Source organism: Burkholderia sp. Bp8991, from assembly GCF_003853795.1.
In the GTDB taxonomy this organism is placed as follows: domain Bacteria; phylum Pseudomonadota; class Gammaproteobacteria; order Burkholderiales; family Burkholderiaceae; genus Burkholderia.
Genome location: NZ_QTQJ01000028.1, coordinates 58,977 through 79,557, shown reverse-complemented (window position 1 = coordinate 79,557; position 20,581 = coordinate 58,977). Strand labels below are relative to the sequence as shown.

The 20,581-nt window shown below is 68.8% G+C and carries 17 protein-coding genes and 2 pseudogenes; 10 read left to right on the top strand and 9 right to left on the bottom strand.

Going from position 1 to position 20,581, the window contains the following annotated elements:
• Nucleotides 1-8 precede the first annotated feature (8 nt).
• Together DIE02_RS26930 and DIE02_RS26920 are read right to left on the bottom strand one after the other, a co-directional pair.
• Nucleotides 9-1,013: a chemotaxis response regulator protein-glutamate methylesterase gene (locus DIE02_RS26930; protein ID WP_044843909.1), complete on the bottom strand. Its 1,005-nt coding sequence runs from the start codon at nucleotides 1,011-1,013 to the stop codon at nucleotides 9-11.
• A 380-nt stretch (nucleotides 1,014-1,393) separates the two neighbouring features.
• Nucleotides 1,394-1,618, bottom strand: a complete 225-nt coding sequence (locus DIE02_RS26920) for a hypothetical protein (RefSeq protein WP_039357299.1) — start codon at nucleotides 1,616-1,618, stop codon at nucleotides 1,394-1,396.
• Between the two features lie 390 nt (nucleotides 1,619-2,008).
• Here DIE02_RS26920 and DIE02_RS26915 point away from each other — a divergent pair.
• The 4 genes and pseudogenes from DIE02_RS26915 to DIE02_RS26900 form a co-directional block, all read left to right on the top strand.
• A pseudogene (locus tag DIE02_RS26915) lies at nucleotides 2,009-2,119 on the top strand (5-oxoproline transporter, DUF969 family subunit); the annotation flags it as partial.
• Nucleotides 2,110-2,319 (top strand): annotated as a pseudogene (locus DIE02_RS26910) (5-oxoproline transporter, DUF979 family subunit); the annotation flags it as partial. The pseudogenes DIE02_RS26915 and DIE02_RS26910, both read left to right, overlap by 10 nt.
• Before the next feature lie 10 nt (nucleotides 2,320-2,329).
• Nucleotides 2,330-3,361 carry a DUF2891 domain-containing protein gene (locus DIE02_RS26905; RefSeq protein ID WP_124488873.1) on the top strand — a complete coding sequence of 344 codons (1,032 nt, stop codon included), beginning with the start codon at nucleotides 2,330-2,332 and terminating at the stop codon, nucleotides 3,359-3,361.
• Nucleotides 3,362-3,516: 155 nt separating this feature from the next.
• A complete protein-coding gene (locus DIE02_RS26900) occupies nucleotides 3,517-4,581 on the top strand; it encodes an asparaginase (protein ID WP_124488872.1) in 1,065 nt (354 codons plus the stop codon).
• Nucleotides 4,582-4,656: 75 nt separating this feature from the next.
• Here DIE02_RS26900 and DIE02_RS26895 read toward each other — a convergent pair whose 3' ends face one another.
• On the bottom strand, nucleotides 4,657-5,631 hold the full coding sequence (locus tag DIE02_RS26895; protein ID WP_044843913.1) for a LysR family transcriptional regulator: 975 nt from the start codon (nucleotides 5,629-5,631) through the stop codon (nucleotides 4,657-4,659).
• Between the two features lie 156 nt (nucleotides 5,632-5,787).
• On the opposite strand from DIE02_RS26895, the gene aspA reads away from it, so the two are divergent.
• The gene (gene aspA / locus DIE02_RS26890) at nucleotides 5,788-7,194 is read left to right on the top strand and encodes an aspartate ammonia-lyase (RefSeq protein ID WP_124488871.1); all 1,407 of its coding nucleotides are present in this window, start codon (nucleotides 5,788-5,790) and stop codon (nucleotides 7,192-7,194) included.
• Nucleotides 7,195-7,295: 101 nt separating this feature from the next.
• Nucleotides 7,296-8,795: an amino acid permease gene (locus tag DIE02_RS26885; RefSeq protein ID WP_124488870.1), complete on the top strand. Its 1,500-nt coding sequence runs from the start codon at nucleotides 7,296-7,298 to the stop codon at nucleotides 8,793-8,795.
• Between the two features lie 32 nt (nucleotides 8,796-8,827).
• On the opposite strand, the gene DIE02_RS26880 is transcribed toward DIE02_RS26885, so the two are convergent.
• The gene (locus DIE02_RS26880) at nucleotides 8,828-9,517 is read right to left on the bottom strand and encodes an alpha/beta hydrolase (RefSeq protein ID WP_124488869.1); all 690 of its coding nucleotides are present in this window, start codon (nucleotides 9,515-9,517) and stop codon (nucleotides 8,828-8,830) included.
• Nucleotides 9,518-9,779: 262 nt separating this feature from the next.
• Between DIE02_RS26880 and DIE02_RS36365 the strand changes: the two genes are divergently transcribed.
• The gene (locus DIE02_RS36365) at nucleotides 9,780-10,022 is read left to right on the top strand and encodes an antitoxin (RefSeq protein WP_124488882.1); all 243 of its coding nucleotides are present in this window, start codon (nucleotides 9,780-9,782) and stop codon (nucleotides 10,020-10,022) included.
• A gap of 15 nt (nucleotides 10,023-10,037) precedes the next feature.
• Here the strand turns inward: DIE02_RS36365 and DIE02_RS26870 are convergent, their stop codons facing one another.
• Nucleotides 10,038-11,525: an aldehyde dehydrogenase gene (locus DIE02_RS26870; RefSeq protein ID WP_124488868.1), complete on the bottom strand. Its 1,488-nt coding sequence runs from the start codon at nucleotides 11,523-11,525 to the stop codon at nucleotides 10,038-10,040.
• A 28-nt stretch (nucleotides 11,526-11,553) separates the two neighbouring features.
• Complete coding sequence (locus tag DIE02_RS26865; protein ID WP_124488867.1) at nucleotides 11,554-12,150, bottom strand: thioesterase family protein; 597 nt, start codon at nucleotides 12,148-12,150, stop codon at nucleotides 11,554-11,556.
• 261 nt (nucleotides 12,151-12,411) lie between these two features.
• Here DIE02_RS26865 and DIE02_RS26860 point away from each other — a divergent pair, with 261 nt between their 5' ends.
• Both DIE02_RS26860 and DIE02_RS26855 read left to right on the top strand, forming a co-directional pair.
• Nucleotides 12,412-13,542, top strand: coding sequence for a porin (locus tag DIE02_RS26860; protein WP_124522966.1), 1,131 nt, complete (start codon nucleotides 12,412-12,414; stop codon nucleotides 13,540-13,542).
• Between the two features lie 43 nt (nucleotides 13,543-13,585).
• Nucleotides 13,586-14,977: an FAD-binding oxidoreductase gene (locus tag DIE02_RS26855; protein WP_124488865.1), complete on the top strand. Its 1,392-nt coding sequence runs from the start codon at nucleotides 13,586-13,588 to the stop codon at nucleotides 14,975-14,977.
• 97 nt (nucleotides 14,978-15,074) lie between these two features.
• On the opposite strand, the gene DIE02_RS26850 is transcribed toward DIE02_RS26855, so the two are convergent.
• Genes DIE02_RS26850 through DIE02_RS26840 form a run of 3 tightly spaced genes read right to left on the bottom strand, consistent with a single transcriptional unit; the run spans nucleotide 15,075 to nucleotide 19,204 of the window.
• Nucleotides 15,075-17,204 (bottom strand): acetate--CoA ligase family protein, encoded by a 2,130-nt coding sequence (locus DIE02_RS26850; RefSeq protein WP_124488864.1) that lies wholly within the window; start codon nucleotides 17,202-17,204, stop codon nucleotides 15,075-15,077.
• Between the two features lie 50 nt (nucleotides 17,205-17,254).
• The gene (locus DIE02_RS26845) at nucleotides 17,255-18,412 is read right to left on the bottom strand and encodes an acyl-CoA dehydrogenase family protein (protein WP_044843923.1); all 1,158 of its coding nucleotides are present in this window, start codon (nucleotides 18,410-18,412) and stop codon (nucleotides 17,255-17,257) included.
• Nucleotides 18,413-18,415: 3 nt separating this feature from the next.
• Entirely contained in the window at nucleotides 18,416-19,204 is a 789-nt protein-coding gene (locus DIE02_RS26840; RefSeq protein ID WP_124488863.1) for an enoyl-CoA hydratase/isomerase family protein, read from the bottom strand.
• A 146-nt stretch (nucleotides 19,205-19,350) separates the two neighbouring features.
• On the opposite strand from DIE02_RS26840, the gene DIE02_RS26835 reads away from it, so the two are divergent.
• Complete coding sequence (locus DIE02_RS26835) at nucleotides 19,351-20,514, top strand: ABC transporter ATP-binding protein (protein ID WP_124529834.1); 1,164 nt, start codon at nucleotides 19,351-19,353, stop codon at nucleotides 20,512-20,514.
• Nucleotides 20,515-20,581: the final 67 nt, after the last annotated feature.

Sequence of the window (20,581 nt, the reverse complement as noted above, 5' to 3'; positions counted from 1 at the left end):
CATCGGGTTCAGATTCGCGCGAGTGCCGCCAGCTCGCCCGCGATGCGCTCGAGCGGCAGGATCGCGCGGGCCGCGCCGAGCGTCGCGGCCGCCTTCGGCATGCCGTAGACGGCGCTGGTCGCCTCGTCCTGCGCGATCGTGTGATAGCCCTTCATCCGCAGGGCCTTCAGGCCGATCGCGCCGTCGCGTCCCATGCCGGTCAGCAGCACGCCGATCACGCGGCCCGGCCAGTGCTCGGTCAGGCTGTTGAAGAACACGTCGACCGACGGCCGGTACGGCGTGGCGGCCGGTTCGCGCGTGTATTCGAGCGTGCCGGTGCGCGTGATGCGCAGGTGATCGTCGGTCGCCGCGAGCAGCGCGACGCCCGGCTGCGGGCGGTCGCCTTCGTGCGCGACGCGCACGGTCAGCGGCGTCTGGCCGTCGAGCCATTGCGCCATGCCTTCGGCGAACGCGCGATCGACGTGCTGGACGATCACGATCGGCGCGCTGAAGTCGGCCGGCAGGCTGCCGAGGATCGACGCGAGCGCGCCGGGGCCGCCGGCGGACGCGCCGATCGCGATCAGCGGGCCGCCGCCCGTGCGCGAGGCCGTGCCGGCCGCGCGGACACCGCCGGGCGCGTCGAGCAGGCGGCCGATCTGGTCGATCTTGGCGAGCAGCAGCCGCGCGGTGTCGCCGGCCGCGTCTTCGCCGAGGCGAGGCGTATCGACCGCGTCGAGCGCGCCGGCACCCATCGCTTCGAACACGCGCCATGCGTTCGCGCCGATGCAGCTCGTCACGATCAGGATCGCGCACGGGCGGGCGGAACGCATGATCCGCCGCGTCGCCTCGATCCCGTCGCACTTCGGCATGACCAGGTCCATCAGCACGACGTCGGGCGGTTGCGCGGCGCACAGTTCGACGGCTTGCGCGCCGTCGGTCGCGACCCACAGCACGCGATGCTCGGGCCGGCGCGCGAGCGCGCGGCGCATCGCCTCGACGGCAAGCGGGAGGTCGTTGACGATGCCGATATTCACAAGCGGGATGCTCCGGTCGGTTCGTAGTGTTGGGTATGGGCCGGGTTCATGAAAGGCAGTGCCGGTTCGGCGCCGCCGAACGGCATCGGCGGGCGCGCGGCACGGAATTCTTTTCGATTGGCGACGTCCGCATGCTGTCATGCGGCGCGAGCGGCGGCAATCGAAAAAATTGCGCATTGCGTCGTTTCAGACCCTTTTCTCTATTCCGGGGCGACATTTTTTGCCGCCCGCGAAGGCGGACGGCCATCTGCGGGACGATGCGGCATGCGGAAGCCCGTTGCCGGCGCGTTCGTTTCGGCGGGAAACGGGCGGGCGCATGCGCGGGCATCGGCGAGCCGGCCGCGCAGGCCGGCGCACCGCGCCCGGGCGCGTTCAGTCGATCAATGGCTGCGCGCGTACCCCTGGATCAGCGCGCGCATCATCCCTTCGACGGTTGCGTCGAGCAGGTCGGCTTCCTGCTCCGATTCCTCGACGAGCGCGGCATAGGCGGTCGCGAGCGTCACGCGGTCGACTTCGTGGCGTTGTTCCATCAGCGTCACCATCCCGTCCTTCGCCAGATGAGCGGAGAACGCGCGGCTGCCGATGGTCTGGAATACGTCAATCATGGCGGCTCTCCCGAACGTTGCCGATGCCTTCCAGTTTAGTCGGCGCACCGGCGCTCCGCCATGCGCGGCGGGCGCGCGGGCCGCCCGCGGTTCGCGCGGCGCAAGCGTGCATGCCGCGCGCGCCGCCGTTGCCGCCCGCTGCCGAGCGCTCGGGCCGCACACGGTCGAAACACCGCTGACACACCTCTGGCACACGGCTGACATACGGCTGACATACGGCAGGCACAAGTCCGGCGCACGGTAGTACCGGTTTCAACGTTTGGCCGAAGCCTTAAATTGTCGACTTTTTATCGATAAAATCTGGTGTTGGATTTTGCGGCCTGAACCCGGTCGAAACCGGGCGGACAGCACGTCGTCACGGCGCCGCGCATCCAACACAAGGAGGGAGCAATGCTGGTGCTGATTGGCGTGCCGATCGTCGTGATCGGTTTCGCGCTGCGCTTCAACGCGCTGCTGGTGGCGACGATCGCGGGCCTCGCGACGGGGCTGGCGGGCGGGATGCGATCCTCGGCGCGATCGGGATGCTGAGCGGCTTCTGCGGTACGCTGATGACGCCGATGGCCGCGAACTTCAACATCGTGCCGGCCGCGCGGCTCGAACTGAAGGACAAGAACGGCGTGATCGAGGCGCAGTGGCCGACCGCCGTGCTGCTGCTGGCCGTCAACACGCTGCTGATGTACGCGTTCGTATTCCGCTTCTGACGAGATGCCCATGACCGACCGACTGACCCCCGAACTCGCCTCGAAATTCGCGTCGCTCGCGCTCGCGCACCTGACCCGCGAATATCCGAACAGGCTCACCCATTCGCTCGAAGGCCCGCACGACGTGCAGGGGCCGCGCGCATTGCACCCGATCTTCTACGGCAGCTACGACTGGCATTCGTGCGTGCACGGCTACTGGCTCGTGCTGCGCGTGCTCGAACGCTATCCGGCGCTGGCGGAAGCCGAGCGGATCATCGCCGTCGTCGACGCGCATTTCACCGACGCGAACGTCGCCGGCGAACGCGCGTACCTCGCGCTGCCGCACAACAGCGGCTTCGAGCGGCCGTACGGATGGGCGTGGCTGCTGGCGCTGTCCGCGCAGCTGGAGCGGCTCGCGCTGAAGGGCGTGGTGCCGCAGGCCGCCCGCTGGGCGAAGACGATCGCGCCGCTCGCCGACCTGTTCGTCGCGCGCTTCGAGACTTTCCTGCCGAAGGCGACCTATCCGCTACGGGTCGGCACGCACTTCAACACCGCGTTCGCACTGGCGCTCGCACTCGACTTCGCGCGCGCGACGCAGCGCGACGGGCTCGCGGCGCTGATCGTCGATACCGCGAAACGCTGGCACCTGAACGATGTCGCGTGCCAGGCGTGGGAGCCGTCGGGCGACGAGTTCCTGTCGCCCGCGCTGATGGAGGCGGAGCTGATGCGGCGCGTGCTGCCGGCCGCCGAATTCGACGGCTGGTTCGCGCGTTTCCTGCCGGATCTCGCGCGCGGCGAGCCCGCGACGCTGTTCGTGCCGGCGACGGTCAGCGACCGCAGCGACGGCAAGATCGCGCATCTGGACGGCTTGAACCTGAGCCGCGCGTGGTGCCAGCGCGCGCTGGCCGGCGCGCTTCCGGAAGGCGATGCGCGACGCGCGAGGCTGCTCGATGCGGCCGACCGGCATCTCGCGAGCGCGCTCGCGCACGTGGCCGGCGATTACATGGGCGAGCACTGGCTCGCGACGTTCGCGCTGCTGGCGATCGAAGGCTCCGTGTACTGAATCTGTCAGGTTTTCGTGGGGGGCCGACGGCTTTGCATCCGGCGCAATACCACTTTCCACCGGCCGACCGGCTCGACCCGGCGGCAGACTCGATACACTGCCGTACCGGTTGCACGGGCCCCGGCATTCAGGCCCCGACGAAGGAGACAAGACAGATGGACACCCAACGCGCAGCGGTCGTGACGTACCGCGGCAAGGCGATCGAGAACAAACACGTCGCCGACGTGGCGGTGGTGGATGCCGGCGGCAAGCTGCTGTTCCGGCTCGGCGATCCGTACCGGATGACGCTCGCGCGCTCGGCGGCGAAGCCGGCCCAGGCGCTGTCCGTGATCGAGACGGGCGCGCCCGAGCGGTTCGGTTTCGACGACGCGGACATCGCGTTGATGTGCGCGTCGCACAGCAGCGAGGAGCGGCACATCGCGCGCACGCGGGCGATGCTGGAGAAGGTCGACGCGCAGGAGTCGGATCTGCGGTGCGGCGGGCATGCGCCGCTGTCGGACGCGGTGTACCGGTCGTGGATCAAGCGCGACTACACGCCGACCGGCGTCTGCAGCAACTGTTCGGGCAAGCATGTCGGGATGCTGGCCGGCGCGCGGGCGATCGGCGCCGCGATCGCCGACTACCATCTGCCGGAGCATCCGATGCAGGTGCGCGTGAAGCAGGTGGTCGCCAACGCGTGCGGCCTGCGCGACGACGAGGTCGACTGGGCGATCGACGGCTGCAACCTGCCGACGCCGGCGTTCCCGCTCGATCGCCTCGCGCGTCTTTACGCATCGCTGGCCGACGGCGCGGATACGGTGGCAGCCGGCGGCGCCGCGGCGACCGGTCGCGTGCGCGCGCTGGCGCGCATTCATCATGCGATGACGGCCCATCCGGAGCTGGTCGCCGGGGAAGGGCGCTACTGCACGGTGCTGATGGATGCGTTCGACGGGCAGGTCGTCGGCAAGCTCGGTGCGGATGCGTGCTACGGGATCGGCGTACGCGCATCGGCGCGCACGCGGGCGCTCGGCGCCGACGGCGCGCTCGGCCTCTCGGTGAAGATCGAGGACGGCAACATCGACGTGCTGTACATGATGGTCAGCGAACTGCTCGAGCGTCTGCAGATCGGCACGGACGCGCAGCGCGCGCGGCTCGCCGCGTTCCACCGGCCGCGGATGCTGAACACGCAGGGTGTCGAGATCGGGCACGCGACGTTCCCGTTCGAATTGCAGCCGGCCTGACGGGCGTCGGCGCACCGATGCCGAGGGCCGCGGTGCGCAGCGGCGCCGCGTTGCCGGCCGGCGCGACGGCAGCCGCTACGCGCCCGCGTCGCGAATCTTCGCCAGCTCGACTTCCGACAGCTCGCCGATGTGCGCGAGATGCTCCATGAGGAAGTCCTTCAGCACGCGCAGCTTCGCCGAGCTGCGCCGGTTCGACAGATACGCGATGTAGATGTAGTCGCCCGTCAGCTTGTTCTGCAGCCGGTAGCGCGGCAGCACGGCTTCGAGCCGGCCGCTCGCGAGCAGGTCGCGCACCAGCCAGATCTCGAATTCGGCGATGCCGAGCCCCGCGCAGGTCGCATCCAGCAGCAGTTCCGAATGATCGGTGACGAGGTTGCCGGCCGGCAGCACGCTGTGCCGCGCGTCGCCGCGCACGAGCTCCCAGCGCGGATCGCCTTCCGGGTGTACGTAGCGCAGGCAGTTGTGATGCCGCAGGTCGTCCGGCGTCGCGGGGCGCCCGCAGCGGTCGAGATAGCCGGGCGTCGCGCACAGGATGCTGTCGTTGCGCGACAACCGGTGGACGACCAGGTTGTCCAGGTAGTTCTCGCCCTCGTGAATGTCGAGGTCGAAGCCGCCGGCGACGAGGTCGTTGTGGTTGTCGGTGAGCCGCACGTCGAGCTGGATCGTCGGGTAGCGTGCGAGAAACGGCGCGATCAGCGGCGCGAGGTGGCGGCGGCCGAACCCGACCGGCGCGGTGAGCTTCAGCGGGCCGCTCGGCTGCGAATTGAGCTCGGCGACGACGCGCAGCGTGTCGTCGAGATCGGCGATCAGCGTGACCGCGCGTTCCAGGTAGATGTGGCCGGCCTCGGTCAGCGTCACGCTGTGCGTCGAGCGATGCAGCAGCGCGACGCCGAGCGCGTCCTCGATCGCCGTGATCTTGCGCGCGACGGTGGACGTCGACACGTGCATCTCCTTCGCGACCGCGGAAAAACTCCCCATTTCGACGACCCGCACGAACGCGCGCATCGCGCCGAGGTGATCGATGCCGGTGTCTCTTGCCATTGTTTTCATTCGTCTCTCGTTGTTGCGTCCCACGCAAAACCGCTTTCGATAATACAGAGGCGAGCTTCTTTATGCAAAGGCATAGAATGCGATCCCGTCGCACGGGGAAGCGGTGAACGCAGCCGCGTTGCCGCGGCGGCACGAGACATTTCAGGAGGGGCACCCATGACGGAAAACGGCTTCCGCGTCGAAGCGGATCTCTTAGGGAAACGAAGCATTCCGGATTCGGCGTACTACGGCGTCCATACGCTGCGCGCGAAGGAGAACTTCGACATTTCGGGGCGCACGATCGCGTCGCTGCCGTATCTCGTCATGGCGCTCGCGGCGGTGAAGGAAGCCGCGGCCGACGCGAACTGCGAGCTCGGGCTGCTGCCGCACGCGTATCGCGACGCGATCGCCGCCGCCTGTGTCGAGATCCGCGAAGGCCGCCTGCACGACCAGTTCGTGGTCGACATCATCCAGGGTGGGGCCGGCACGTCGACCAACATGAACGCCAACGAGGTGATCTGCAACCGCGCGCTCGAGATCATGGGGCACGCACGCGGGCAGTACGAATACCTGCATCCCAACGAGCACGTCAACCTCGCGCAGAGCACGAACGACGTCTACCCGACCGCGATCCGGATCGCGACCTGCTTCGCGGTCGAGCATCTGCTCGACGCGATGGCGCGCCTGCGCGATGCGTTCGCGGAGAAGGCCGACGCGTTCTCGGATCTGTTGAAGCTCGGCCGCACGCAGTTGCAGGACGCCGTGCCGATGACGCTCGGCCAGGAGTTCTCGACCTACGCGGTGATGGTGACGGAAGACATCGCGCGCCTGCAGGAAGCCGGCTTGCTGATGCGCGAGATCAATCTCGGCGCGACCGCGATCGGCACCGGCATCACCGCGCATCCGCAGTACGCGGAGAAGGCGCTGGCCGCGCTGCGCCGCATCACCGGCCTGGACCTGAGCACCGCGCCGAACCTGATCGAGGCGACGCAGGACTGCGGCGCGTTCGTGCAGGTCTCCGGCGTGCTGAAGCGGATCGCGGTCAAGCTGTCGAAGATCTGCAACGACCTGCGGTTGCTGTCGAGCGGCCCGCGTGCCGGCTTCGGCGAAATCAACCTGCCGCCGGTGCAGGCCGGCTCGTCGATCATGCCGGGCAAGGTGAACCCGGTGATTCCGGAAGTCGTGAACCAGGTTGCGTTCGAAGTGTTCGGCAACGACCTGACGGTGACCTTCGCCGCCGAGGCCGGCCAGCTTCAGCTCAACGCGTTCGAGCCGGTGATCGCGAGCGCGCTGTTCCGCAGCTTCGGCCATCTGACGGCCGCCTGCACGACGCTCGCGGACCGCTGCGTGAGCGGAATCACCGCGAACCCCGAGCGCCTGCGCGAAACGATGGAGCGGTCGGTCGCGCTCGCGACCGCGCTGAACCCGTACATCGGCTACAAGCGCGCGACCGCCGTAGCCGCCGAGGCGCACGCGAGCGGCAAGTCGATCCGCGAAGTCGTGCTCGATCGCCAGCTGATGACCGCCGCGCAACTGGACGAGGCGCTGCAGCCCGAAGCGCTGATCCGTCCGCGCGCGTACTGATTCCGGCCGCGCGGCGCCGGCGCCTGCCGCCGGCGGCCCGCGCGCGGCCGTTCCCGAGCGCCCGTCGACGGGCGCGACACATCAAGAAACGGAGACACACCATGAAGCACGCCAGCGAGCGCGCGGCCGACCCGGCCGGCGGCGCGGACCCCCGTCATGCCGATCGCGATGCGATGTTCGCGTCGCACGAGGCCGGCTATGCGCAGCACCTGAAGCCCCGACACGTGCAGATGATCGCGATGGGCGGTGCGATCGGCACCGGCCTCTTTCTCGGCGCGGGCGGCCGCCTGCAGAGCGCGGGTCCCGCGCTGGCCGTCGTGTATCTCGTGTGCGGCGCATTCGCCTTCCTGATCATGCGCGCACTCGGCGAGCTCGTGATGCACCGGCCGACGAGCGGCTCGTTCGTGTCGTACGCACGGGAGTTCATGGGCGAGCGCGCGTCGTTCGTCGCGGGCTGGATGTACTACCTGAACTGGGCGACCACCGGCATCGTCGACATCACCGCGGTGGCGATCTACATGAAGTACTGGGCCGTGTTCACCGACGTGCCGCAGTGGGTGTTCGCGCTCGGCGCGCTGGGGATCGTGTCGGTGATGAACATGATCGGCGTGAAGGTGTTCGGCGAGATGGAGTTCTGGTTCTCGATCGTCAAGGTGGGGACGCTCGCGCTGTTCCTCGCGGTCGGCGCCGTGTTTCTCGCGAGCGGCCATCCGGTTGCCGGGCAGATGCCGGGGCTGCACCTGATCGCGGATCACGGCGGGATCTTCCCGCACGGGATCCTGCCGGCGGTGCTGATCGTGCAGGGCGTCGTGTTCGCGTATGCGAGCATCGAGCTCGTCGGTGTCGCGGCGGGCGAGACCGCCGATGCGCGCAAGGTGCTGCCGAAGGCGATCAACAGCGTGATGTGGCGCATCGCGCTGTTCTACGTCGGCTCCGTCGTGCTGCTGACGATGCTGCTGCCGTGGACCGCGTACAGCGCGCACGAAAGCCCGTTCGTCACGTTCTTCAGCAAGCTCGGCGTGCCGTACGTCGGCACGGTGATGAACGTCGTGGTGCTGACCGCCGCACTGTCGAGCCTGAACTCCGGCCTCTATTCGACCGGGCGCGTGCTGCGTTCGCTCGCGATGGGCGGCTCGGCGCCGCGCTTCGTGTCGCGGATGAACGCGCGCGGCGTGCCGTACGGCGGGATCCTGGTCACGGTCGCGGTCAATGCGATCGGCGTGCCGCTGAATTACATCGTGCCGGCGCAGGCGTTCGAGATCGTGCTGAACATGGCGTCGCTCGGGATCATCACGACCTGGGGCTTCATCGTGATGTGCCAGATCCTGTTCCGCCGCGCGGTCAATCGCGGCGAGCTGAGCCCCGTGTCGTTCCGGATGCCCGGCGCGCCGTTCACGTCGTGGCTCACGCTCGGGTTCCTGGTCAGCGTGCTGGTGCTGATGGCGTTCGATTACCCGGGCGGCACGTGGACCGTCGCGATGATTCCCGTGGTCGTGCTCGCGCTGGTGGTCGGCTGGAAGCTGGCAAAACGCGGTGCCGCGCGAGAGGCTGCTGCCGAGGCTGGCGTGCCGATCGCTGCCGATCCGGCGAGCAACGTCTGACGGCAGGCCCGGCGGGCGACCGCCCGGTGCGCTCAGTTCAACCCGGCGCGTGCGCCGACCCAGCGGCTGAAGTCGCCGGCCATCTGCGCGGTCAGCTCGTGGCCGGCGTCATAGAGCTGCGTGTCGTGCGCGACGCCGAGCGCCGTCAGTTTCGCGTCGGCCGTGTTCGCCCACGCGACCGGCAGCTTGTCGTCGAAGCGGCCGTGCATCACCAGCGCGTGCAGCGGGCTCAATGCATCGCGCGACGCGATCAGCGGATCGATCTCCGGCAGGATGCGCCCGCACAGCACCGCGAATGCGGCGACGTCGGCCGGCGAGGTGAGACCGACGCTCGCGCTCATGATGCCGCCCTGGCTGAAGCCGGCGATCACGGTCGGCAAGGCGGCGGGTTCGTTCCCGGTGTCCCGCGCGCGCAACGCGCGCAGCAGCGCGATCAACTGCACACGGCTCGCCTCCGCGCGGGCCGCATCGATTTCCGGGCCGTTCGGGCCGAAGCGCACCGGAAACCACGCGTGCTGGCCGGGGCCGAACGTCAGCGGCCCGCGCACGAACGCGATTTCGACGCGCGGATCGATCGTGGCGGCCAGGTTCAGCAGGTTGGTTTCGTTGCCGCCGACGCCGTGCAGCAGCAACAGGCGGCCCGCGGGGCGGCCGGCGGCCGGGCGCAGCCGGTAGTGGAGGCCGGATTCGGGGTCGGTGGTCAGCGGCAGGACATCGGTCATTGCGTGGGTCCGGTGGGGGAGTGATCCGATAGTCTAGTACGCGCGGACGGGGAGATGAATCGCCGGATGGTGATTGATTGTTTCCTGTTGGGAATGAATGTGGAGCCAGAATGTCCGATATTGGGTACGGCTACGTGTGTCCCGTCGCGAGCAAATTTCCCGAGAGGCGACCGTTCATCACCAATATGTCGACCGCACGATTCGCCGCCGCGACCCGCAGTCGGCAAAATATCCACGTTTTGTCGATGCATGGAGTGCCGAGATGGAGACCGCCAGGATTTTCGAGCATGATGGATCGCAGGCTGTTTGCTTGCCGAAGGATTTCCGCTTCGATACCCCGGAGGTCCGGATTCGGCGGCACGGCGCGTCTGTCATCCTCGAGCCCGTGCCGCAAGGCTGGGCGTGGTTGACGCCACTGATCGGCCCGGTTGATGCCGATTTCGAGGAAGCTGCGACAACCGAGCCCGCCGCTCATGAATGCTCTGGGCCGGACGTGTTCGAATGAAGTTTCTGCTGGATATCACCGCAACCGGATCACCGTCGACTTCAACTCCGTGTACTTCTCCAGCGCGTGCAATGAGTTGTCGCGCCCGTTGCCCGATTCCTTGAAGCCGCCGAACGGGAAGTTCATGTCGTCGGTTTCCTCGTAGCCGTTCACCCACACCGTGCCGGCCCGCAGCCGCCGCGCGGTTTCGTGCGCGGTCGTCAGGTTCGCGGTCCACACCGACGCCGCGAGCCCATAACGCGTGTCGTTCGCGAGCGCGACGGCCGTATCGAGATCGTCGAACGCCGTCACCGCCAGCACCGGCCCGAAAATCTCCTCGCGCACGATCCGCGCATCGGCTCGCGGACAGTCGAACACGGTCGGCTCGACGTACTGGCCGCCGCTCGCGGCGCGCGCGCGCCGGCCGCCCGCGAGCAGCGTCGCCTCGTCGCGGCCGGCGTCGACGTAGCCGAGCACGCGCTCGACCTGGGCGGCGTCGATCAGGCTGCCCATCCGCGTGTCGGGCGACAGCGGATCGCCGGGCGCATACTCGGGCGCGATCGCGAGCACGCGCGCGACCAGTTCGTCGCGGATCGCGCGATGGACGAGCAGGCGCGAACCCGCCGTGCACATCTGCCCGGTGTTGTAGAACACCGCATGCGCGACGGTGCGCGCCGCGCGTTCGAGATCGGGGCAATCGGGCAGCACGATCTGCGGCGACTTGCCGCCGAGTTCGAGCCATACGCGCTTCAGGTTCGAATCGGCCGCGCAGCGCGCGACTTTATGGCCGACCGCGGTCGAGCCGGTAAACGCGATGCAGTCGACGTCCGGATGCCGCGCGAGCGCTTCGCCTGCATCGCCGAACCCCGGCAGCACGTTCAGCACGCCGGCCGGCAGCCCGGCCTGCACGGCCAGCGCGGCGAGCCGCAGCGCGCTCAGCGGTGACTTCTCGGACGGCTTGAGCACGACGCTGTTGCCCGCCGCGAGCGCGGGCGCGCATTTCCACATCGCGATCATCGCGGGGAAATTCCACGGCACGACAGCCGCGACCACGCCGATCGGCTCGCGCGTGACCAGCCCGACGAGATGCGCGTCGGCCGGCGCGACTTCGCCGCCGGTCTTGTCGATCGCCTCGGCGAACCACTCGGCGCAATACGCGGTGGACGGGATGTCGATCGTGGTCGTATCGCCGATCGGCTTGCCGGTGTCGAGCGTTTCGAGCAGCGCGAGATCGTTCGCGTGCTCGCGGATCAACGCGGCCCAGCGCAGCAGCACGCGCTTGCGTTCGCGCGGCGATGCGTCGCGCCAGATGCCGCTTTCGAACGCGCGCCGCGCGGCGGCGACCGCGAGGTTGGCGTCGGCCGCGCGGCAATGCGCGACCTGCGCGAGCACGCGGCCGTCGATCGGGCTCGTGCATGTGAAGGTGGCGCCGTCGTGCGCGTCGCGGAACGTGCCGTCCACGAACGCGCGGGAAGCGATGTCGAGCTGGCCGGCGCGGCTGCGCCAGGCGTCGTGCGTCTGCATGGGAAAACTCCGTCGTGGTTCGGCTTGGTCAGCGGGAAGTGGAAGCAGCGGAAGCAGCAGGGGCCGCGCGGCGGATCGCGATCGCACGGCCCGCGTGCGGCTCGCGCGGCGCGCGCGCATGCTCGGCGTGAATCGCGTCGAGATGCCGGCGGATCGCGTCCGGAAACGGCGCCGAGCGTTTCGCGCGCATGTCCACGTGCGTGAGCAGCTGTTCGCCGGTCGCGAGTTGCGCGCCGGTCGTCGCGTGATGCATCGAATGGAACACGTGCAGCCGGCGATCGTCCAGGTCGAGCAGCCGCACCGTGAGCCGCAGCGGCTCGCCGAGCATCGCTTCGCGCAGGTGGCGGATGTGCGTTTCCGCGGAATAGATCGAGCAGCCGGCGTCGCGATAGTCGTCGTCGATGCCGAAGTAGCGGAAGAACGCATCGCTGCTGTCGCCGAACACGAGCAGGTAGCACGACTCGCTCATGTGGCCGTTGTAGTCGACCCACTCGGGCTGCACGATGCAGCGATGCAGTTCGAGCGGCGTCGCGATCGGCACGGCCGGGTCGTACGGGCGCGACTTCTGTCCTTCGTAGGCCGAGCGCAGGCGCGGCTCGGCGGCGGGGCTGAGGGTGGTCGTCATCCAGTGCACTCCGAGGTTCGGAACGGGCCCGCACGTCGTCCGCGGGGCTGCCGGTCGATGTTATGACGGGTTGAACGTTTTTTCAATAATGAAATCGCCGATGGGTGTAAACACCGGTGCATCCGTTCTCGTCAATCGATTGAACATTCATTCAGCAAAACCTATACTCGCCAGCGCCGCGGTGCCGAAGCGAAGCAGGCGGGCGGCGTTCACGCACAACGAAAATCGAGCCGCCGCGCGCGGCAACCGGAGACACCGAAAATGAAGAAGCGCTTCCTGCTGGCCGGCATGATGTCGGTGATGGTCCACGGCTACGCCCATGCCCAGAGCAGCGTGTCGCTGTACGGGATCATCGACGGCGGCATCACCTACGTGAACAACACGGGCGGCGCGCATGCGTACCTGTTCGACGACGGCGTGTCGTACGGCAACCGCGTCGGCCTGATGGGCACCGAGGATCTCGGCGGCGGCAACAAGGCGGTGTTCAAGCTCGAGAGCGGCTTCCGGCTCGGCACCGGCAGGCTGAACCAGGGTGGCGCGATGTTCGGGCGGCAGGCGTACGTCGGGCTCGGCAACGACTGGGGCACGCTGACGTTCGGTAATCAGTACGACTTCGCATTCGACTTCACGGCCGCGTACAACGTCAGCGCGTTCGGCAGCGGCTACGGCGTGCATCTCGGCGATTTCGACCGCCAGAGCGGGGACCGGCTGCAGAACGCGGTGAAATTCGTCAGCAACAGCTTCCACGGGCTCGTGGTCGGCGGCATGTATTCGTTCAGCAACGACGCGGGCAGCTTCCATGACGGGAGCGCATGGAGCGTGGGCGCGAGCTACACGCACGGCGATTTCTCGGCGGGCGGCAACTACACGCGGCTCAACGCGCCACGCCGGCTTGCCGCGCTCGATCCGTATGCGCAGATGGGCGTGCGGACGATGCTCGGGCAGACGGTCGCGACGGTCGACCCGGCGACGGGCGCCGTCACCGACCTGCACGATTCGACGCCGTTCTCGATCGATTCGCAATCGATCTTCGGTGTCGGCGCGTCGTACACGTTCGGCAAGCTGACTCTGAACGCGGACTTCAGCAACACGACGTTCAAGGGCTACGGACAATCGTCGACGATGCGCGTGTACGAAGCGGGCGGCCTGTACCAGGCGACCGTGCCGCTGTCGCTCGTCGCCGGCTATCAGTACACGACGTTCGAAGGTCATCACTGGCACGAAGTCGCGCTCGGCGCGCATTACGCGCTGTCGAAGCGCACCGACGTGTATGCGGCGGTCGACTGGATGCGTGCATCGAACGGCGTCGACGCGGTGATCGGCTACAGCTTCACGCCGTCGACGAGCCGCACGCAGGCCGCCGCGCGCATCGGCATGCGGCACAATTTCTGATCCTCACTCGCTCCCGGGCCGGGTTCGGCCGGCCCCGTCGATCATGTCCGATCCTTCCTTGAACGGCGACGTCGTCGCCGCGCTGCGTGACGCACTCGGCGCCGATTGCGTCAGCGTGGGCGACGCCATCGGCGCGCGTCATTTCACGAACTACGGCGAAGCGGCCGGCCCGCGGCCGCGTGCGTTGGTGCGGCCGCGCAGCGTCGACGATGTGAGCCGCGCGCTCGCGATCTGCACCGCGTATCGTCAGACGGTCGTGCCGCAGGGCGGAATGACGGGGCTCGCGGCCGGCGCCGGGCCCGGTGCGCAGGACGTCGTGCTGTCGCTCGAACGCATGAAGGGCGTCGTCGAGATCGATGCGGACGCGGCCACCGTCACCACATGGGCCGGCACGACGCTGCAGGAACTGCAGCAGGTAGTGGACGACGCAGGATTCGCGCTCGGCATCGATCTTGGCGCGCGCGGCTCGTGCCAGATCGGTGGCAACGTCGCGACCAATGCGGGCGGCAATCGCGTGATCCGCTACGGTACGACGCGCGAGCAGGTACACGGCCTCGAGGTCGTGCTGGCCGACGGCACCGTGCTGAGTTCGCTGAACAAGATGCTGAAGAACAACGCGGGTTACGACCTGCGGCAGATTTTCGTTGGCAGCGAAGGCACGCTCGGCGTCATCACGCGCGTCGTGCTGCGGCTGCATCCGCGGCTCGCCGCACCATCCACCGCGTTGTGCGCGGTGCGCGATACGGCGACGGCGCTCGCGCTGCTGCGCGACGCGCGTGCCGCATGCGCGGACTTGCTGAGCTTCGAGGCGATGTGGCCGGCGTTCTACGGCTACGTGTGCGCGCATACGCCCGGCACGCGCGCGCCGCTGCCGGCGGACGGCGGCGTCAAGGTGCTGATCGAATGCGCGAGCGGCGATGCCGCGCAGACGGCCGAACGGTTCGAAGCGGTGCTGGCCGACTGGCTCGAACGCGGGCTGATCGACGATGCGGCGCTCGCGCAGACCGCGGCCGATGCGCAGGCCTTCTGGACGGTGCGCGAAGGGCTCGCGATCGACGATCTCCCCGGCGTCGTCAATTTCGACGTCGGCATTCCGCCGCGCGCGACGGAGAAGTTCATCGACGCGTGCGAGCGCGCGCTGAACGCACGCTGGCCCGGGGCGCACGTGTTCTTCTTCGGCCACCTCGGCGACAGCAACCTGCATGTGTGCGTTTCCGCGCCGTATGCGACGGGCGAGGGCGCGCACGACGTCGACGCGGTGTTGTATCCGCTCGTGCGCGATGCGGGCGGCTCGGTGTCGGCCGAGCACGGGATTGGCCGCTACAAGCGCGACTGGCTCGGTTGTTCGCGCAGCGACGTCGAGATCGCCGCGATGCGACGTCTCAAGCATGCATTCGATCCGTTCGGACTTCTGAATCCCGGCAAGGTGATCTGAACGGCGGAGCGTTCTTCGCTTTCGGCGGACGGCTCGGCAATCAGGCAGCGGCCCGCTCGCGCATCACGCAAGCGGGCCGCCGCGTTTCAGGCCGGCATCACGCGTCGAGCCGCACCAGCGCATCGACGGCCACCGCACCGCGTTCCATCACCAGCAGCGGATTGACGTCGAGTTCGACGAGTGTGTCGGCATGCGCCTGTGCGAAGCGTGCGATCGCCATCACGTTCGCGACGACCGCATCGAGATCGGCCTTCGGCCGCCCGCGATAGCCGGTCAGCAGCGGGCCGAGCTTCAACCCGAGCAGTGCGTCGCGCACGTCGCTTTCGCGCACCGGCAGCAGCAGCGTCGCGGTGTCGCGGATCAGTTCGACCAGCACGCCGCCGGTGCCGAGCACCAGCGCGAGACCGAAATTCGGCTCGCGCTTCACGCCGACGATCAGCTCGAGCAGCGGCGCGTCGGCCATCTTCTCGACGAGGATGCGTTCGACGTGCACATCCGGCGCATGACGCGCGACCTGTTCGGTCATTCGCACGACGGCCGCGGCGACGGCTTCGGGCGAGCCGAGCTTCAGCGCGACCGCGCCGGCCTCGGTCTTGTGCGGCAGGCGATCGCTGACCACTTTCACGCAGACCGGAAAGCCGAGCCGCTGCGCGGCGGCCGGCGCATCGGCGGGCGCGACGCATTCGGCCGGCGGCACGTCGAGCCCGTGCGCGGCCAGCATCCGCTTGCTCGCCCATTCGTCGTGCAGCGTCGCGGTGCCGTGGCCGCCGTCGCCCGCGCGCAGCACCGGCAGCGCGTTCAGCGCGTCGGCGTCGAGCACGCGGCGGCGCGTGTCGCCGTAGGCCATCGCCGCGCCGATCGCAGCGATCCCGTCGGCCAGCCCTTGCAGCGGCGCGACGCCGGCGGCGGCCATGCGGGCCGCGTGATCGGGCGGCGTCAGGTCCGGAAACACCGAAATCACAGCGCCGACCACGCCGTGCTGGCGTGCGGACGCCGCGAACGCGTCCGCGGCGATATCGCACAGCGGCCGCTCGCCGGTCGCTTCCTGCGGATAGTCGAGGATCATCGCGGCGGCGCCCGGGCGATCGGCGAGCAGCGCGTCGCAGCACGCGCGCATCTTGTCGGGGTCGCCCCACGGCGTGGTCGTGAAGTCGAGCGGGTTCGCGATCGTCGCGTACGCGGGCAGCACGTTGCCGAGCGCGTCGCGGCCTGCATCGCCGACCGGCGGAAAAGCGATGCCGCGCGCTTCGCCGAGATCGGCGACGAGCCCCGCATCGCCGCCGGACGTCGCCAGCGCGGCGAGCGTGCGGCGCTCGGGCACGCCTGCGATCGCGAGCAGCTTCAATGTCTCGACGAGGCCGACCGGGTCCTTCACGCGAATCACGCCGAGCCGCCGGAACAGCGCGTCGTACAGCGCGTCCGAGCCCGCGAGCGAACTCGTGTGGCTCATCGCGAGCTGCGCGCCGAGCGTCGACGTGCCGCTCTTCAGCGCGACGATCGGCACGCCGCGCGCGAGCGCGCGGGCCGCGGCCTCGCTGAACGCGCGCACGTCCTTCAGCCCTTCGAGGTGCACGCCGATCGCGCGGATGCGCGGATCGTCGACGAACGCATCGACGAGGCGCGCGATGTCGACTGACGCCTGGTTGCCGACGCTCGCGAGATACGCGAACGGCACCGAGCGCGCGCTCATCGACAGGTTGTATGCGAGGTTGCCGCTCTGAGTGATCACCGCGACGCCCGATTCGACGCGCGGCGCGCAATGCGCGACCGGCCACAGCGCGCTGCCGTTCAGCCCGTTGATCAGGCCGTAGCAATTCGGGCCGAGCACGGCCATGTCGCCGGCCGCGTCGACCAGCGCCTGCTGCAGCGCGGCGCCGTCGGCGCCCGTTTCGGAGAAACCCGACGCGTAGACGATCGCGCCGCCGGCGCCGCGTGCGGCGAGCGCGCGCACGACGTCGATCGCCTGGCGCGCGGGCACCGCGACGAACACGGCGTCCGGCGCGGCGGGCAGGTCGGCGACGCTCGCATGGCAGCGCACGCCGTCGATCTCCGCATGATTCGGATTGACGAGCCGGATATCGCCGGCATAGCCGTAATCGCGACAGCGCTGCACGGCGCCCGCGATGCCGCGTCCGCCGACGAACGCGATGCTGGCCGGGTCGAGCAGCCGGCGCAGATTGGCCGCGGCGGCCGCGCGGCGATCCCTGACTGCGGGAGAGGAAGTCATGAAAGGTCCTTTCGGAAGTCGCGCCGGACGCGCCGGCGCGACGATTCGCGTCAGCTGTAGCGTCGGAGGATTTCCTTGGACAGGATATGGCGCTGGATCTCGGACGTGCCTTCCCAGATGCGCTCGATGCGCGCATCGCGCCAGAAGCGCTCGATCGGCAGTTCGTCCATCAGCCCCATGCCGCCGTAGATCTGCACCGCGTGATCGGTCACGCGGCCGAGCGTCTCGGTCGCGAGCAGCTTCGCGAGTGCGGCGTCGCCGTCGGTCATCGTGCCCTGGTCGAGTTTCTGCGCGGTGTACAGCGTGACGAGTTCCGCCGCGCGGATCTCGGTCTGCATGTCCGCGAGCTTGAACGACGTGCCCTGGAAGTCGCCGATGCGCTTGCCGAACTGATGACGCGTCGCGGCCCATTCGGCGGCCATCTCGAACGCACGCTGCGCGCGGCCGATGTTGTTCGCGGCGACCATCACGCGGCCGGCCGTCAGCCAGTCGTTCGCGAGCTCGAAGCCGCGATGCTCTTCGCCGAGGATCTGCGCGGCGCTCACGCGGCAGTCGGAGAGGAAGATCTCCGACTGGTGATAGCCGCGCAGGCTCGTGCAGTGCGGGCCGCGCCGCACGGTCATGCCCGGCGTGTCCTTGTCGATCAGGAAGCAGGTCACGCGCTTGCGCTTCTGGCCGCGCACTTCCTCCTCGCCGGTGACGGCGAACAGGATCACGAAGTCGGCCGTGTCCGCATGACTGATGAAGTGCTTGCTGCCGTTGATCACGTAGTCGTCACCGTCGCGCACCGCGCGCGTGCGGATGCCCATCGCGTCGGAGCCGGCGCCCGGCTCGGTCAGCGCGAAGCAGTCGACGCGCTCGCCGCGCACGGCCGGCTTCAGGTAGCGCTCGACCTGGTCGCCCTTGCACGCCATCAGGATCTTGCTCGGCCGCGCGACGAACACGTGCAGCGCCCAGCTCGTGCGGCCGAGCTCGCGTTCGACGAGCGCCTGCGTCACGTAGTCGAGCCCCGGGCCGCCGGCGCTCTCGGGCATGTTGAACGCATAGAAGCCGAGCTCGAGCGACTTGCGGCGGATCGAGTCGGCGAGTTCGGGCGGCACGTCGTCCGCGCGATCGACCGCGAATTCATGAGGCTGCAGTTCCTTCTCGACGAACTGACGCAGCGACGTCACCAGCATTTCCTGCTCTTGGGTCAGCGAAAAATCCATCGATCATCTCCCGACAAAATGAGGTGCGCGACCTTCGACCGATGCGCGAAGCGCTTCCTGGCCGTCGTCGCTGTGACCGCACGCGACGCCGGCCGCCAGCTCGCCGCGCAGTTGCTCGGCGAGGGTGTGCGTGAGCGATTGCGCGAGCAGCGCCTTGGTGTGGCCGAACGCGACGCTCGGCCCTTGCGCCAGACGCGCGGCGAACGCGGCGACGTGCGTTGCGAAATCGTCGGCGTCGACGACTTCGGACACGAGCCCCGCGGCGAGCGCGTCCTGCGCGTTCCAGCGCTCGTTCAGAAAGATGAAGCGGCGTGCGACGTCGGGGCGCGCGATGCGCGGCAGGAACCAGCTTCCGCCCATGTCGGGGCTGTAGCCCATGCCCGTATACCCGCAGCGCAGCGTCGCAGCGGTGCTCGCGATGCGGAAGTCGCACGCGAAGCCGATGTCGGTGCCGGCGCCGACCGTCGAACCGTTCAGAGCGGCGATCGTCGGACGCGGAAATGCGGCGAGCGTCTGCACGAAACGGTGCGCACGCTCGGTCCAGCCGTAGGTGTCTAGTTCGCCGTTGCGCTCGGCCTCGGCCCATTCGTCGACGTCCGCGCCCGCGCAGAACGCGCTGCCGGTGCCGGTCAGTACGACGCAGCGCACGGCCGGATCGTTCGCGAGCGCGTCGAGCGTCTCGCGAAGAAAGTCGAGATGCGGCCGCGCGAGCGAATTGCGTTTCGCCGGGCGGTTCAGGCGAAGGGTCACGGCGCCGTCGTGCCGTTCGATTCGAATGTCCTCGATGCTCATGCTGATCACTGTCTCCTGGTTGTTGTGTGTCGGGGTGGTGTCAGAGCCGGCAAGGGTCGCCGCTACTTGCGGACCGCATTTCGGCATAGTATAAGTTCTGTTAAATGAACGTTCAACCCAATTGTGAGTCGACCAGGAGACACACGATGAGCGTGGTGATGGAGACGTCGGCAGGTGTGGAGGACGGCAGGACCGGGGCGCATGCGGCACGCGCGGCGGCGCAGCATGCGGCGAGCGGCGCGGGCCTGCAGATCGATCGCGTGTCGAAGCGCTACGGCAGCGTGCATGCGCTGCGCGAAACGACGATCGACATTCCGCGCGGCGAATTCCTGACGATCCTCGGGCCGTCGGGTTCGGGCAAGACGACGCTGCTGACGATCGTCGCGGGCTTCGAGCATCCGAGCAGCGGGGACCTGCGCGTCGGCGGCCGCAGCATCGTCGCGTTGCCGCCCGAGAAGCGCAACTTCGGGATGGTGTTCCAGGGCTATGCGCTGTTTCCGCACATGACGGTCGAACAGAACGTCGCGTATCCGCTGATGGTGCGCAAGCAGAAAGGGCCCGACGCGGTGAAGCGCGTGAAGGCCGCGCTCGATCTCGTGCGGCTCGGCCATCTTGCCGATCGCCTGCCGCGCCAGTTGTCGGGTGGCCAGCAGCAGCGCGTCGCGATCGCGCGCGCGCTGGTGTTCGATCCCGATCTCGTGCTGCTCGACGAGCCGCTCGGCGCGCTCGACCGCAAGCTGCGCGGCGAGGTGCAGGTCGAGCTGAAGGCGCTGCACGAGCGGCTCGGCGCGACGTTCCTGTTCGTCACGCACGACCAGGAGGAAGCGCTGTCGATGTCGGACCGGATCGCGATCATGCGCGACGGCCGGCTCGAACAGATCGGCACGCCGGACGGGCTCTACGAGCAGCCGGCCAACCGCTTCGTCGCGGACTTCCTCGGCAAGAGCAATTTCATCGAAGGTGTCGCGCTCGGCGGCGATGCTTCGACGACGCATTACCGCGTCGGCGATGCGCGCTTCGTCGCGCCGGCGTGCGGTGCGCGGCCCGACGAGCCGCTGCTGTTCGCGCTGCGCCCGGAGAAGGTCGCGGTGTCGGCGGCGTCGTGCGGCGGTGCGCACAACGAAGTCGCGGGTCGCATTCGCCACTGGAGCTATTTCGGTTCGTCGTACCGCTTCGAGATCGAGACGCCGGCGCTCGGCTGCGTGACGGCCGACGTGCCCGCATGGCGCGGGCTCGCGTCACCACGCTGCGGCATGGACGTGTTCGTGCAGTGGGAGCGCGACGCGACGTGTCGGATCGCGGCCGACTGACGCGGCGCACGTTGCATCCCGCGCGAAGCGGCACGAGCCGCCGTCGCCGCCGACTCACCGACTGACG